13 protein-coding genes are annotated in these 13940 nt (G+C 67.5%); 5 read left to right on the forward strand and 8 right to left on the reverse strand.

Annotated elements, in window-relative coordinates:
- Nucleotides 1-41 precede the first annotated feature (41 nt).
- From OG521_13810 to OG521_13825, 4 genes are all read left to right on the forward strand, one after another.
- Nucleotides 42-1826 carry an ABC transporter substrate-binding protein gene (locus OG521_13810; protein ID WUW21803.1) on the forward strand — a complete coding sequence of 595 codons (1785 nt, stop codon included), beginning with the start codon at nucleotides 42-44 and terminating at the stop codon, nucleotides 1824-1826.
- Between the two features lie 86 nt (nucleotides 1827-1912).
- Nucleotides 1913-2893 carry an ABC transporter permease gene (locus OG521_13815; GenBank protein ID WUW21804.1) on the forward strand — a complete coding sequence of 327 codons (981 nt, stop codon included), beginning with the start codon at nucleotides 1913-1915 and terminating at the stop codon, nucleotides 2891-2893.
- A gap of 71 nt (nucleotides 2894-2964) precedes the next feature.
- Nucleotides 2965-3930, forward strand: a complete 966-nt coding sequence (locus tag OG521_13820) for an ABC transporter ATP-binding protein (GenBank protein ID WUW26676.1) — start codon at nucleotides 2965-2967, stop codon at nucleotides 3928-3930.
- A gap of 26 nt (nucleotides 3931-3956) precedes the next feature.
- Complete coding sequence (locus tag OG521_13825) at nucleotides 3957-5048, forward strand: dipeptide ABC transporter ATP-binding protein (GenBank protein WUW21805.1); 1092 nt, start codon at nucleotides 3957-3959, stop codon at nucleotides 5046-5048.
- Nucleotides 5049-5247: 199 nt separating this feature from the next.
- Here OG521_13825 and OG521_13830 read toward each other — a convergent pair whose 3' ends face one another.
- Both OG521_13830 and OG521_13835 read right to left on the reverse strand, forming a co-directional pair.
- Complete coding sequence (locus OG521_13830) at nucleotides 5248-5457, reverse strand: DUF397 domain-containing protein (protein ID WUW21806.1); 210 nt, start codon at nucleotides 5455-5457, stop codon at nucleotides 5248-5250.
- Nucleotides 5454-6332, reverse strand: coding sequence for a helix-turn-helix domain-containing protein (locus OG521_13835; GenBank protein ID WUW21807.1), 879 nt, complete (start codon nucleotides 6330-6332; stop codon nucleotides 5454-5456). The genes OG521_13830 and OG521_13835 overlap by 4 nt, the downstream gene beginning before the upstream one ends.
- A 163-nt stretch (nucleotides 6333-6495) precedes the next feature.
- Here OG521_13835 and OG521_13840 point away from each other — a divergent pair, with 163 nt between their 5' ends.
- Nucleotides 6496-6921 carry an ATP-binding protein gene (locus OG521_13840; protein ID WUW21808.1) on the forward strand — a complete coding sequence of 142 codons (426 nt, stop codon included), beginning with the start codon at nucleotides 6496-6498 and terminating at the stop codon, nucleotides 6919-6921.
- Nucleotides 6922-6954: 33 nt separating this feature from the next.
- Here OG521_13840 and OG521_13845 read toward each other — a convergent pair whose 3' ends face one another.
- The 6 genes from OG521_13845 to OG521_13870 all read right to left on the reverse strand — a co-directional run bounded on the left by OG521_13845 (nucleotide 6955) and on the right by OG521_13870 (nucleotide 13763).
- A complete protein-coding gene (locus OG521_13845; GenBank protein ID WUW21809.1) occupies nucleotides 6955-7776 on the reverse strand; it encodes an APH(3'') family aminoglycoside O-phosphotransferase in 822 nt (273 codons plus the stop codon).
- 96 nt (nucleotides 7777-7872) lie between these two features.
- Nucleotides 7873-9015: a dipeptide ABC transporter ATP-binding protein gene (locus tag OG521_13850; GenBank protein WUW21810.1), complete on the reverse strand. Its 1143-nt coding sequence runs from the start codon at nucleotides 9013-9015 to the stop codon at nucleotides 7873-7875.
- Nucleotides 9008-10066, reverse strand: a complete 1059-nt coding sequence (locus OG521_13855) for an ABC transporter ATP-binding protein (protein WUW21811.1) — start codon at nucleotides 10064-10066, stop codon at nucleotides 9008-9010. Before OG521_13855 ends, OG521_13850 begins: the two co-directional genes overlap by 8 nt.
- 11 nt (nucleotides 10067-10077) lie before the next feature.
- Nucleotides 10078-11028 (reverse strand): ABC transporter permease, encoded by a 951-nt coding sequence (locus OG521_13860; GenBank protein ID WUW21812.1) that lies wholly within the window; start codon nucleotides 11026-11028, stop codon nucleotides 10078-10080.
- Nucleotides 11021-11953 carry an ABC transporter permease gene (locus OG521_13865; GenBank protein WUW26677.1) on the reverse strand — a complete coding sequence of 311 codons (933 nt, stop codon included), beginning with the start codon at nucleotides 11951-11953 and terminating at the stop codon, nucleotides 11021-11023. The genes OG521_13860 and OG521_13865 overlap by 8 nt, the downstream gene beginning before the upstream one ends.
- Before the next feature lie 169 nt (nucleotides 11954-12122).
- Nucleotides 12123-13763, reverse strand: coding sequence for an ABC transporter substrate-binding protein (locus OG521_13870; GenBank protein ID WUW21813.1), 1641 nt, complete (start codon nucleotides 13761-13763; stop codon nucleotides 12123-12125).
- Nucleotides 13764-13940: the final 177 nt, after the last annotated feature.

A 13940-nucleotide genomic window follows, 5' to 3' on the forward strand; every position in this document is an offset into this window, starting at 1 on the left:
ACCGGATCCATCGTTTCTCCACTCGACCAGAGCAGGAAGTCATGTCTCTCTCCCGCAGAAACTTCGTCATCGCCACGTCGGTCGCGGCCGGCGGCTCGATGGTGCTCTCCGCCTGCAGCAGCGGCAGCTCGACCACCGACAAGGGCAAGGACAAGGGCCACGGCGGCGCCGACAAGTACACCGGCGCGGTCGTCGTCGGCACCGCGGCGGACTCCAAGGGCCCCGCTCCCGAGATAGCGGGCGCGAAGAAGGGCGGCACGATCCGCGGCATCGCCCCGGACGACTTCTCCCACCTCGACCCGCAGCGCATCTACTTCTCGTGGAACTCCGCGGTCGGTGACCTCTTCATCCGCTGCCTGACCGGCTACAAGATCGCCGCCGACGGCTCGATGAAGCTCATCGGCGACCTCGCCACCGACGCGGGCACCATGAGCGACGCCGGCAAGACCTGGGCCTTCACCCTGAAGGACGGCCTCAAGTGGGAGGACGGCAAGGAGCTCACCGTCGAGGACGTGCGCCACGGCATCGAGCGCGGCTTCGCCACCTTCACCACCGAGGGCGCCGGCTACGCCCAGCAGGCACTGACCGGCTCGGCCGACTTCCGGTCGAAGTACAAGGGCCCGTTCAGCGGCAAGCACCTCGAGTCGGTCGTCACGGACGCCGCGGCGAAGACCATCACCTTCAAGCTCGCCGAGGCCCGGCCCGACTTCAACTTCACCCTGGCGATGACGTCCTACGGCGCCGTCCCGGTCAAGGGTGACAGCAAGGACAAGTACGACAAGGACCCGGTCTCGGCCGGTCCCTACCGCATCAAGGCGCACGCCGTCGACAAGTCGATGACGCTGGTGCGCAACGAGCACTGGGACCCGAACACGGACGCGATCCGCAACGCGTACCCGGACAGCTTCGTCTACGAGTTCGGCCCAGAGGCACTCCAGGCCGCGGACCGCATGATCGCCGACTCCGGTGACGACCAGTACGCCGTCATGGCGTACAGCGGCGTCCCGGCCGAGCGCATCCAGAAGGTCCTCACCGACCCGGAGCTGAAGAAGCGCACCTTCAACGGCCTGCTGACCGGCATCTACTACTACGCCATCAACACCAAGCGCATCACGGACCTGAAGGTGCGCCAGGCGCTCATCCACGCCTGGCCGCTGGAGCAGATCCGCAAGATCTACGGTGGCCCGTCGGCCGGTGACTACGCGACCTCCATCCTCAGCCCCGACATCCTCGGCTACGCCAAGGACGACGTCTACGGCAAGCTGAAGAAGCCGCAGGGCGACCCGGAGAAGGCGAAGCAGTTGCTGAAGGAAGCGGGCAAGGAAGGCCAGAAGGTCGTCTACGCCTTCCCGCAGAGCAACGTCTACGACAAGACCAAGGTCGTCATCGAGAACGCTCTCAAGGCGGCCGGCTTCGACCCGGTCATCAAGCAGCTGGACTCCACCAGCTACTACGACCAGATCCAGCAGATCGACAACAAGTTCGACGTGATGTGGTTCGGCTGGTCCCCGGACTGGCCGACCGGCTACACGCTGGTCCAGCCGCTGTTCGACGGCGGCACCATCGCCAACGGCGCCAACAACATCTCGCAGCTGAACGTCGACTGGGTCAACGCCGCGATCAAGAAGAACGTCGTCATCGCCGACCCGGCGAAGGCAGGCAAGGAGTGGGCCGCGCTCGACAAGCGGATCATGACGGAGGAGGCGCCGATCATCCCCGAGACGTTCCAGCGCCGCTTCTATCTGTACGGCTCGAAGGTCGGCGGGGCGATGTTCCACCCGCAGTACTCCTCGGCCGTCTTCTACAAGCTGTTCGTGAAGGCCTGAGCCGACACTCCTGAGGCGGGGCGCCCCTGCGGCGCCCCGCCCGCTCCCCTCCCCCTCGTCGGCGTCTGCCAGGGAAATCCATCGCCATGTTCCGCTTCCTCATCCGCCGGGCAATCGGCGCACTGGTCATCCTGCTGATCATCAGTGCCATCACCTTCGTCCTCTTCTACGTCGCACCCCGCGACCCCGCTCGTGTGGCCTGCGGCAAGGTGTGCACGCCGGAGACACTGGCGCTGGTCAAACGCAACCTCGGCATCGCCGACCCGCTGCCCGTGCAGTACTGGCACTGGCTCCAGGCCGTGTTCGTCGGCCGGGACTACTCCTCGTTCGGACACTGCCCCGCGCCGTGCCTGGGCTACTCCTTCCACAACCGTGAGCCGGTCCTCGGCACGATCATGGACCGCTTCCCGACGACGCTGTCCCTCTCCGTCGGCAGCGCGATCGTCTTCGTGGTCTTCGGTGTGGGCACCGGCATGCTGGCGGCGGTCAAGCAGGGCAGGGCGCTGGACAAGATCGCCTCCTCGGCGTCGCTGATCGGCTCCTCGATGCAGATCTACATCGTCGGCGTGGTCGCCATGTACTACCTGACCGACCAGTGGCACATCCTGAGCCGCCCCAAGGACGTCCCGTTCACCCAGGACCCGGCCGGCTGGTTCTCCGGACTGCTGCTCCCCTGGCTGGTGCTGGCACTGATCTTCACCGCCAACTACACGCGCATGGCCCGCTCCCAGCTCGTCGAGACCCTGAGCGAGGACTACGTCAGAACAGCACGCGCCAAGGGCCTCTCCCGGCGCACGGTGTTCTTCCGGTTCGCCTGGCGCGGAGCCATGGGCCCGATCGTCACCATCTTCGGACTCGACATCGGCCTCCTCCTGGGCGGTGCGATCATCACGGAGAAGGTCTTCGGCCTGCACGGCATCGGAGCCCTCTCGATCAAGGCCGTCAACGACAACGACCTCCCGCTGATCCTCGGTGTCGTCCTGGTCGCGGCGACGGCGATCGTCTTCTTCAACATCGTCGTCGACGCCGTCTACGCCCTCATCGACCCACGCGTCCGCCTCGCCTAGGGAGAGATCCAGTGAGCACCCCCTTCCTCTCCGTACGCGATCTGCGCGTGCACTTCTCCACCGAAGACGGCATGGTCAAGGCCGTCGACGGGCTGTCCTTCGACGTCGAGCGGGGCAAGACCCTCGGCATCGTCGGTGAGTCCGGCTCCGGCAAGTCCGTGACCAACCTGGCCATCCTGGGCCTGCACCACCCCGACCACACCGAGATCGAGGGCGAGATCCTGCTCGACGGGCAGGACCTCCTCACCACGTCGGAGCGGGAGCTGGAGCGGCTGCGCGGCAACAAGATGGCCATGGTCTTCCAGGACGCGCTGGCCTCCCTCTCGCCGTACCACACCATCGGCAAGCAGATCGGTGAGACGTACCGCAAGCACACCGGGGCCTCCAAGCGGGAGTCCCGGGCGCGGGCCGTGGAGATGCTCACCAAGGTGGGCATCCCGCAGCCCGATCTGCGGGTGGACGACTATCCGCACCAGTTCTCCGGCGGTATGCGCCAGCGCGCGATGATCGCGATGTCGCTGGTCTGCAACCCCGCGCTGCTGGTGGCGGACGAGCCGACGACGGCGCTGGACGTCACCGTGCAGGCCCAGATCATGGACCTGCTCAAGGACCTCCAGCAGGAGACCGGCACCTCGATCATCTTCATCACCCACGACCTCGGCGTCATCGCCGACATCGCGGACGACGTGCTGGTGATGTACGGCGGGCGCTGTGTGGAGCGCGGTACGAAGAAGGAGGTGCTGCGGGCGCCCCAGCACCCGTACACCTGGGGCCTGCTGGGCTCCATGCCCTCGCTCGAAGGTCCGGTGGACGTGCCCCTGTCGCCGATCCCCGGGACCCCGCCGAGCCTTCTCAACCCGCCGACCGGCTGCCGCTTCCATCCGCGGTGCTCGTTCACCGAGCAGGTCGGCGGCGACCGCTGCTCGACCCAGCAGCCTCCGCTGGACCTGGTGTCCGGGCGCGGGGCGGCCTGCCACCTGACGCCGGAGCAGCGCGCGGAGTTCTTCGCCGACTTCGCCGGCACACGGTCCAACTGACGTACAAGAGACGGGACTTCCCTACGATGAGCAGCACCGATCCCCTCCTGGACGTCTCCGGACTCACCAAGCACTTCCCGATCAAGGGCGGCTTCCCGATCCGGCGGACGGTCGGGGCGGTCCAGGCCGTGGACGGGCTCGACTTCACGGTCTCCGAGGGCGAGAGCCTCGGTCTGGTCGGTGAGTCCGGCTGCGGCAAGTCGACGACGGGCCGGCTGATCACCCGGCTCCTGGAGCCGACCGCCGGCCGGATCTCCTACCGGGGCCAGGACATCAGCCACGCCTCCCGCAAGGAGCTGGCGCCGATCCGCTCCGAGATCCAGATGATCTTCCAGGACCCTTACGCCTCGCTGAACCCGCGGCAGACCGTCGGCAAGATCGTCGCCGCGCCGATGGAGATCAACGGCATCGAGCCGGCGGGCGGCCGCGAGGCACGGGTACGGGAGCTGCTGGAGACCGTCGGCCTCAACCCGGAGCACTACAACCGCTTCCCGCACGAGTTCTCCGGCGGCCAGCGCCAGCGCATCGGGGTGGCCCGCGCCCTGGCCCTCGAACCGAAGCTGATCGTGGCCGACGAGCCGGTCTCCGCGCTCGACGTGTCGATCCAGGCCCAGGTGGTGAACCTGCTGCAGAAGCTGCAGAGGGAACTGGGCATCGCGTTCCTGTTCATCGCCCACGACCTGGCGATCGTGCGGCACTTCTCGCAGCGCGTGGCCGTCATGTACCTCGGCCGGATCGTGGAGATCGCCGACCGCGAGGACCTGTACGGCAATCCGCGCCACCCGTACACCCGCGCGCTGCTCTCGGCCGTGCCCGAGGCCACCGCGGACGACGTGCCGGCCCGCGAGCGCATCCGGCTGACCGGCGATGTGCCCTCCCCCGTCAACCCGCCCTCCGGCTGCCGCTTCCGCACCCGCTGCTGGAAGGCGACGGACAAGTGCGCGAGCGAGACGCCGCCGCTCGTGCAGATCGGCGGCAGCCGGGACGGCCATCTGACGGCCTGCCACTACCCCGAGGACTCCCAGTCCCTCTCCGTCGTCCCGCAGGCCCGCAAGGCGGCCGAGGGTACGAAGCTCAGCAAGGAGACGGGTGACAAGGACCCCGAGGCCGGAGGCTGACACCCCTCTCCTCGGCCCCGGGGCGGCCGCGCGCACGGCCCGGTCCGATCGGCCGGCCGTTCACCGACCGCCCCGGCCCAGGGAACCGAGCACGTCGGCCCATTGACCCGAGCCACCTGCGAGCCCGGTTCCCGGGTACACGGGAAAAGGCGCCCGGAACCGATCGGTTCCGGGCGCCTCTCGCGATGTGGAGCCGGGTTCAGCTCTCCGACGCGTAGGACGTGAAGTCCGCCCATGCGGCCCTGCCGATGGCGAGGCGGGGGCCTTGGGGGGTCTTGGAGTCGCGTACGTGTACCGAGCCGGGGGCCGCGGCGACCTCGACGCAGTCGTTGCCGTCTCCACTGCTGCTGTAGCTGCTCTTGAACCACTCCAGCGTGGGAGCGTCCCCAGCAGATGACTTCTGGATCATGTTTCTCCCAGCACTTGCTCGATGAAGGCCTGCGACTCCCGCGGCGAGAGAGCCTGGGCCCGGATCATCCCACAGCGCAACTCAAGGATCCTGAGCTGCTTCGGATCGGAGACCGGCCGCCCTGCGAACGCGCCCTCGGACCGCCCCACCGCACTGCCGTCGGGGAACTTCAGCACCTCGATCAGCCCGCCGGTCCCCGGATGCTCCTCGCGATGGGTCGGCATCACCTGGATCGACACATTTCTCATCTGCCCAATCTCCAGCAGGCGTTCGAGTTGTTGGCGCCACGCCATTGTGCCTCCGACCGGACGCCGGAGCGTCACCTCCTCCTGGACAAAGCTGAGCGCCGGGAGCGGATCGCGGTCGAAGATGGACTGGCGCGCCAGCCGAGCGGCCACCATGCGGTCCGTCTCGTCGCACGTGTAGGCAGGCAACCACGAGGCGAACAGCGCACGCATGTGCGCCTCGGTCTGCAACAGGCCGTTGATGTTGTGATTGTGGTACGCCTCCACCTCAACCGCCCGGGCCTCCAACTTGGCCAGGTCCCGCACCTTCTTCGGGTACCGGACCTGCGCCACGTCCTCCTTCATCGCGGCGATCTTCCCGCCCGCCCCGCACACCTCGTCCACCCGGTCCAGGAACTCCGGCCGAGGGATCCGCCGCCCGCCCTCCACCTTGTAGACCAGGTCCTCCCCGTACCCGATCAACGCCCCGAACTCGCCGGCCCGCATCCCGGCCGCCTCCCGCCAGGCCTTGATCTGCCGGCCCACGGCCGCGACCACCGCGACGCCCGACTCGTCGTCGGGATCGACGTCCCAACCGGGCTCGTCCGCCCCGCCGTTGCCCTGCTCCGTTCCGACCCCGTCCACACTCATCCGTGCCCCACTTCCGACGCGCCTGCCGTTCTTCCTCAACCGGCTCTGTTCCCCGGACGTCACTCCGGACAGCCGGGACAGCACTGGACAAGCCCGGGACAGTCACCGTACGCAAGGGCCCGGTCACTGGGCACGGTACGCGGAACCGGCCACGCTGAGTGCTGTGAACCAAGCAATCGCCACCCCTCAACGGCCCGCCGCCGAGCGCACGTTCACCGTGCTGCTCTCGCCCACCCGGCGAGGCGCCCGGCTCGCCCGGCTCCTCGCCGTGGCCCATCTCGACCTCTGGGCACTGCCCTCCGAGTCGGCCGCGCACATCGTCGCGGAACTGGCCACCAACGCCTCGGTCCACGGCCGGGTGACGGGCCGGGACTTCCAACTGCGCCTCACCGTGCACCCGGAGCGCCGGCTGCGCATCGAGGTCACCGACACCCGGGGCGACCGGCTGCCCGTCCCCGCCGCCCCCGGCCCGCTCGCCGAGAGCGGGCGCGGCCTGCTGATCGTCGAGGCGCTCGCCGACCGCTGGGGCATCATCCCGGGGCCGGTCCCGCGGAAGACGGTCTGGGCGGAGCTCGACCTCGTGACGTGACCGTCCCGCATCCATCGGGTCGAGGACAGCCGGTCACCCCCAGGTGAGCGGGTCGAGGTGGAGGTAGAAGCGCAGGCGGTCGTCGTCGAGGGTGATGCCGTAACTCTCGGCGAGGGCCGTGTCCGCGGCCCGCGCCTGCTCCTCGTCCGGCCAGGTCTCTCGCGCGTTGGCCAGCAGCAGTGCCAAGTCGGCGTAGCGGTCGGCCAGTCCCAGGCGGCCCAGGTCGATGAAGCCCGTCACGTCCAGGGTCTGCGGATCGAGGACGATGTTGGGCAGACACAGGTCGCCGTGGCAGACGACCGTGTCGGCCGCCTCCTGTTCCCGTCGCCGCGCGACCTGCGAGGTGAGGCGGTCCAGCAGCTCGGCCGCGGGCGTCCCCTGCTGGTCGGCGGGCAGGAACCCGGGGTTGACTGCGTCACGGGCCACGACGTCCTCCGCCTCGGCGACCATGGCGTCCAGGCCCCGGTGGAAGGGACACGCGGACGCGGGCGTCGCGTGCAGTCGGCGGACCGCGTCCGCGATGTGGGCCCAGGCGGCCCGCAGGTCCCCGGCAGGCACCTGATCGGCAGATACGCCGGGGACGGCACTCGTCACCAGGCAGGCGCCGTCAGCACCGGACCGCCAGTCGAGCGCACGGGGACCGGGTACACCCTGGCCGCTCAGCCAGGCGATCCTGTCGCGCTCGGCTCTCAGGGCGGCCGCGTCCGCGCCGGGCACGCACTTGGCGTACCGGGTGGCGTCCGCGCTGCGGAAGACCGCCGCTCCCGACTCTCCTCCGGTGACCGGCACCCAGCCGCCGCCGTCCACGCCGAGGACCGTGGGAGAGGGGATCTGCGTACTGTGGCGATCGCTCATGACGGCCGACTCTAGCCAGCCGCAAAAAGGCGGACCCCCGGGAGGCCCGCAAGGGCTCCCGGGGGTCCGAGGTGCAGCGGCCGGACCGCAGACGCGTCAGGCCGCGCCCACCACGTCCTTCTCCTCGGCGAAGTGGCACGCCGACTCGTGCGCGGCCGGTGTCGTCGAGGTCTTGAAGCGCTCGGGGATCGCCAGCAGCGGCATCTCCTCGGCGCACTTGGCCTCGGCCTTCCAGCAGCGGGTGCGGAAGCGGCAGCCCGACGGCGGGTTGGCCGGGGACGGGACGTCGCCGGTCAGGATGATCCGCTCGCGGCCCTCACGGGCCTCCGGGTCCGGAACCGGGACCGCCGACAGCAGCGCCTGGGTGTAGGGGTGCGTCGGGTGGTCGTAGATCTGCGTGTCCGTACCGATCTCGGCCATCTTGCCGAGGTACATGACGCCGACCCGGTCCGAGATGTGCCGGACGATCGACAGGTCGTGCGCGATGAAGAGGTAGGAGAGGTTGAACTCGTCCTGGAGCTTCCCCATCAGGTTGATGACCTGGGCCTGCACCGACACGTCGAGCGCGGAGACCGGCTCGTCGCAGATGATGATCTCCGGGTTGAGCGCGAGGCCGCGGGCGATGCCGATGCGCTGGCGCTGGCCGCCGGAGAACTGGTGCGGGTACCGGTTGATGTACTCCGGGTTGAGACCCACGACGTCGAGGAGCTCCTGCACCTTGCGGCGCCGGTCGCCCTTCGGGGCCACCTCGGGGTGGATGTCGTAGGGCTCGCCGATGATGTCGCCGACCGTCATGCGCGGGTTGAGCGACGTGTACGGGTCCTGGAACACCATCTGGATGTTGCGGCGCACGGCCTTCAGCGCGCGGCCGGACAGCTTGGTGATGTCCTGGCCCTTGTAGAAGACCTCGCCGGCGGTGGCCCGCTCCAGCGTCATCAGGAGCTTGGCGACGGTGGACTTGCCACAGCCGGACTCGCCCACGATGCCGAGGGTCTCGCCCGCGTAGAGATCGAACGAGATCCCGTCCACGGCCTTGACCGCGCCGACCTGCTTCTTGAACAGGATGCCCTGGGTCAGCGGGAAGTGCTTGACCAGGTTGCGGACCTGGAGGATCGGCTCGCCCTGCGACACCGGTGCGTCGATGGCGGCTACGGCCTCCGCCTCGGTTGCCGCGTCGACCGTCTCCACCTCGGAGACGTTCGGGGTGGCGTCCACGGGCTCCTTCTTGATGTCAGCCATGGATCGTCTCCTTCCAGAAGTGACAGGCGCTGCCGCGGCCGGCCAGCTCGGTGCCGTCCTGCTCGGTCACCGGCGAGATCGCCGGGACGTCCGTACGGCAGATGTCCTGCGCCATGGTGCAGCGCGGGTTGAAGGCACAACCCGTCGGCACGTGGAGCAGGTTGGGCGGCAGGCCCTTGATCGCGAAGAGCTCCTGGCCCTTCTGGTCGAGGCGCGGGATCGACTCCAGCAGACCCTTGGTGTACGGGTGCGCCGGGCGCTTGTAGATCTCGTGCACCGGAGCGGTCTCGACGATCCGGCCCGCGTACATGACCGCGATCTTGTCGGCGACGTCCGCGACGACACCGAGGTCGTGCGTGATCAGGATCAGGCCCATGTGGTACTCGCGCTGGAGCTCCGCGAGCAGGTCCATGACCTGGGCCTGGACGGTCACGTCGAGCGCGGTGGTCGGCTCGTCCGCGATGATCAGGTCCGGCTCCAGGGCCAGCGCCATGGCGATCATGATGCGCTGACGCATACCGCCGGAGAACTGGTGCGGGTAGTCCGCGACCCGGGCCGCGGCGGCCGGGATCTTGACCTGGTCCATCAGCTCGATGGCCCTGGCGCGGGCTTCCTTCTTGGACAGGCCCTGGTGGACCCGGAACATCTCGCCGAGCTGGTAGCCGACGGTGAGGACCGGGTTCAGCGAGGAGAGCGCGTCCTGGAAGATCATCGCGATCTTCTGGCCGCGGATCTTCCGGCGCTCCTCGTAGGACATCTTGAGCATGTCCTGGCCGCGGAACAGGATCTCGCCCTGCGGGATCCTGCCCGGCGGCATGTCGAGGATGCCCATGATGGCCTGCGCCGTCACGGACTTGCCGGAGCCGGACTCACCGAGAACGGCGAGGGTCTCCCCGGCGTTCACGCTGTAGTTGACACCGTTGACCGCCTTGGCCACACCGTCGCGGGTGTGGAACTCCACGTGCAGGTCACGGACATCGAGCAGGGGGCCGACATAGTCGTCACCCGAGCGTGCGGACGGGATTTCGGCGGTCTTGTTGATGGTGGCCACGTTCGCCCTCCTTATCGCGACTTCGGATCGAGGGCGTTACGGACGGCTTCGCCGAGCATGATGAACGCCAGAACGGTGATGCTGAGCATGATCGACGGGTACAGCAGGATGTGCTGTGCGACGCGGATCTGGGCGGCGCCACCGGAGATGTCCATGCCCCACGAGATCGTCGGGTCGGCGAGACCCAGACCCAGGTAGGACAGGGTCGCCTCGGCGGAGATGTAGACACCGAGCGAGATGGTGGCGACCACGATCACCGGGGCCATGGCGTTGGGCAGGATGTGCCGGAAGAGGATCCGGTTGGTACCCGCGCCCAGCGCTCTGGCCGCCTGCACGTAGTCCGACTGCTTGATCACGATCACCGCACCGCGCATCACTCGCGCGATCTGCGTCCAGCCGAGGAACGCCAGGGCGAAGATGACCACCCAGACCTTCCGCTCGGTGAACGCCTGGAGGACGACCATGGCACCCAGCAGGAACGGGATGCCGAGGAAGACGTTGGTGAAGAAACCGGAGAGCAGGGCGTCGACCCAGCCGCCGAAGTAACCGGCGAGCATGCCGATCAGGCCGCCGAACAGCGTCACCAGGAGGGTGACGCAGACGCCGACGGTGATCGATGCGCGGGTGCCGTAGATGACACGCGCGTAGACGCTGTGGCCCTGGCCGTCGTAACCGAGCCAGCCCTCGGAGCCGATCTTGCTCAGCTCCGGCTTGCCCAGGTAGTGGTGCACCAGGTCGGCGGAGGTGGGCGAGGCACTCGTGAACAGGCTGGGGAATACGGCCATCACCAGCAGGATCACGATCAGTACCGACGAGATGATGAAGTACCAGTTGGTACGCAGGTCCCGCCAGGCGTCGCCCCAGAGGCTGCGGGCCTTGTCCGCCTTCACGGTCGCCGACGGGTCCGCGATGGGCGTCTTGGCGTCCTCGGGCGCGGGGACTGTCTTGGTCGCGTCAGGCATAACGGATCCTCGGGTCCAGGACCGCGTACAGCAGGTCGACGATGAGGCTCATGAAGAGGTAGACGAGCACCAGGATCGTGACGAGGCCGACGAGGGTCGTGCCTTCGCGCTTCTGGATGGACTCGTAGATCGTGCCGCCGATGCCCTTGACGTTGAAGAGGCCCTCGGTGACGACCGCGCCGCCCATCAGGGCACCGAGGTCGGTGCCGAGGAAGGTGATGACGGGGATCAGCGAGTTGCGCATCAGGTGCACACCGATGATGCGTCGCTTGGGAAGACCCTTGGCGATGGCGGTGCGCATGTAGTCCGAGCGAAGGTTCTCGGCCATCGTGGTGCGGGTGAGCCTCGCTACGTACGCGAGTGAGAGCGACCCCAGCACGATGGCGGGCGCCAGCAGTTCGCTCCACTTCGCATCGCCGGAGACGTTCGGATCGATCCAGCCGAGCTGGAAGGCGAACACCGTCTTGATGATGAAGCCGAGGACGAACACCGGGATCGAGATGATCAGCAGGGTGAAGACCAGGACCACGTTGTCGGTGAGCCGGCCGGCTCGCAGACCGGCGGCGATGCCGAGCCCGATGCCGACGACGATCTCGATGACGAACGCCATGCCGGCAAGCCGGAGGGTGACGGGGAACGCGTCGCCGAGGACGTCCGTGACGGGACGTCCGCTGGCTATCTGATCACCGAAATCGAAATGCAGGACGATGCCTGTCATGTAATTCCAGTACTGCTGCAGAATCGGCTGATCGAGCCCGTGCTCGTGGCGAAGTCTCGCCAGCGTCGCGGGGTCGACACCCTTGTCCCCGAAGAGCCCGCGCACGGGGTCGCCGGGCAGCGTGTAGACCATCAGGAAGATCAGCAGGGTTGTCCCGAGGAAGACCGGGATCATCTGGAGCAGTCGTCGTGCGACATAGCGCCCCATCATGCCTCCATGTAATAGGCAAGCAGCAGCCGACGGGCCCTCCCCCGCTCCGACTCCCCCTGTGGGGTCGTCGGTTGCGGTGAAGGGCCCCCCGGCCACGGCGTGCGGACAGGCTCGGACCGTCTTTCGATGCCGGTCCCGCGCCTGCGCGCGGACTACGTAGGTGTGGTTACTTCTTGACTTCGACCTGCGTCAGGATCGGGTCGCCGTCCTGCGCGTAGTCCACGTTCTGGACCTTCTCCGAGTAACCGGCGTTGACCTTGTAGTACCAGAGCGGGATGGAGGGCATGTAGTTCACCAGCTCCTTCTCGATCTTCTGGTACGCCGCGACCGACTCGTCGAGCGAAGCCGCGGAGTCGGCCTTCTTGATCTCCGCGTCCAGCGCCTTGTTGGAGAAGTCACCCTGGTTACCGGCGGCACCGGTACGGAACAGGTCCGAGATGAAGTTCGCGTTCACCGGGTAGTCGAGCACCCAGCCGGAACGGTAGAGGGACTTGACCTCCTTGGCGTCACGCGCGTTCGTGTCGGCCTGGAAGTCGGCCTTCGAGTCGGTGACGCACTTGACGCCGGTCGACTGCGTGATGCTGTTGCAGACCGCCTCGACCCATTCCTTGTGGCCGCCGTCGGCGTTGAACTGGATCGAGATCTTGTTGCCCGGAACGCCGCCACCCTCCTTGATGAGGGCCTTGGCCTTGGCCGGGTCGTACTTGGTGACGTCGCCCGTGGCGTCCTTCTGGAAGCCGAGGACGCCCTGCGCCACCCAGCCGGTCGCCGGCTCACGCGTGCCCTGGAGCACGGTCTTCGTGATGGTGGCGCGGTCGATGCCCATGGACAGACCCTGGATGACCTTGGGGTCGATGCCCTTGAACTGCTTGGTGTAGAACGCGACGGCGATCGTCTGGATGGCCGAGTACGGCTTGTCCACGGCGCGGTCACCGAGGTCGGACCGGTAGACCGGGAGGTCCTTCGGGCCGATCTGGCGCAGCACGTCGACGTTGCCGGACTTCAGGTCCTCGTAGGCGGTCTCCAGGGTGGTGTAGTTCTTGAAGACCACACCGCCGTTCTTCGCCTTGTCGAGACCCTTGTAGTCGTCGTTGCGGACGACCTTGATCTGCTTCTTGTGGTCCCAGCTGACGAACTTGTACGCGCCGTTGCCGACCGGCTTCTCGCCGGCCGCCTTCGGGTCGGCGTAGAAGGACTCGGGCAGCGGGGAGAAGACCGTGTAGCCGAGCTTGTACGAGAAGTACGGGAGCGGGGCGTTGAGCTCGATGGTGAACGTGTAGTCGTCCACCTTCTTCAGACCGGACATGACGTCCGACTTCGGCTTGGCCTTGGCGTCCTCGGGGTGGACGTCGGAGAAGCCCTTGATGTCGCCGAACCAGGACGCGTTGGTCTGGTTGTTCTTGATGTTGGCGGCCCAGTTCCAGGCCTTGATGTAGGACTCCGCCGTGACGGGCGTGCCGTCGTGGAACTTCCAGTCCTTCTTGAGCTTGACCGTCCAGAGCTTGCTGTCCTTGGTGTCGACAGACTCCGCGTTGATCATCTCAAGCTTGCCGGCCGGGTCATAGTCCACCAGCTGCGAGAAGATCGCGTCGGTGACGATGCTGCCGTTCGATTCCATCGTGTTGGCCGGCTGCAGCGGGTTCTGCGGCTCACCGACCTCGACGGAGAAGATGCCGTCAGCATTGACAGCACCCTTGGCGCTGTCCTTGCCCTTGTCGGCGTCACTGTCGCCGCCGCCACAGGCAGTCGCAGCCAGGGCGATGATGGCCGCTCCCGCGACCCACTTGGCGCTCTTGGCACCACGCATGGGTTTCCTCCTCATGAGTCCACTTTTGACTACAAGAAGGGCACTGGGTCGATACACCGACACCCCTGACGGTGATCGTTTCAGTGCCCTTAGTGTGCTCGTGAGTCGGCACTCCCCACAGTGCGTGACCCATTGACCCGAGCTCAATGGAGCCAACTATTAAGTACGACTGGGCTG

Origin of the sequence: Streptomyces sp. NBC_01463 (assembly GCA_036227345.1) — a bacterium.
In the GTDB taxonomy this organism is placed as follows: domain Bacteria; phylum Actinomycetota; class Actinomycetes; order Streptomycetales; family Streptomycetaceae; genus Streptomyces.

Excerpts from the sequence above, each read along its gene's own strand:
- OG521_13810 (WUW21803.1), top strand. The coding sequence starts at position 42 with ATGTCTCTCTCCCGCAGAAACTTCGTCATCGCCACGTCGGTCGCGGCC.
- OG521_13815 (WUW21804.1), top strand. The coding sequence starts at position 1,913 with ATGTTCCGCTTCCTCATCCGCCGGGCAATCGGCGCACTGGTCATCCTG.
- OG521_13820 (WUW26676.1), top strand. The coding sequence starts at position 2,965 with ATGGTCAAGGCCGTCGACGGGCTGTCCTTCGACGTCGAGCGGGGCAAG.
- OG521_13825 (WUW21805.1), top strand. The coding sequence starts at position 3,957 with ATGAGCAGCACCGATCCCCTCCTGGACGTCTCCGGACTCACCAAGCAC.
- OG521_13830 (WUW21806.1), bottom strand. The coding sequence starts at position 5,457 with ATGATCCAGAAGTCATCTGCTGGGGACGCTCCCACGCTGGAGTGGTTC.
- OG521_13835 (WUW21807.1), bottom strand. The coding sequence starts at position 6,332 with ATGAGTGTGGACGGGGTCGGAACGGAGCAGGGCAACGGCGGGGCGGAC.
- OG521_13845 (WUW21809.1), bottom strand. The coding sequence starts at position 7,776 with ATGAGCGATCGCCACAGTACGCAGATCCCCTCTCCCACGGTCCTCGGC.
- OG521_13850 (WUW21810.1), bottom strand. The coding sequence starts at position 9,015 with ATGGCTGACATCAAGAAGGAGCCCGTGGACGCCACCCCGAACGTCTCC.
- OG521_13860 (WUW21812.1), bottom strand. The coding sequence starts at position 11,028 with ATGCCTGACGCGACCAAGACAGTCCCCGCGCCCGAGGACGCCAAGACG.
- OG521_13865 (WUW26677.1), bottom strand. The coding sequence starts at position 11,953 with ATGGGGCGCTATGTCGCACGACGACTGCTCCAGATGATCCCGGTCTTC.
- OG521_13870 (WUW21813.1), bottom strand. The coding sequence starts at position 13,763 with ATGCGTGGTGCCAAGAGCGCCAAGTGGGTCGCGGGAGCGGCCATCATC.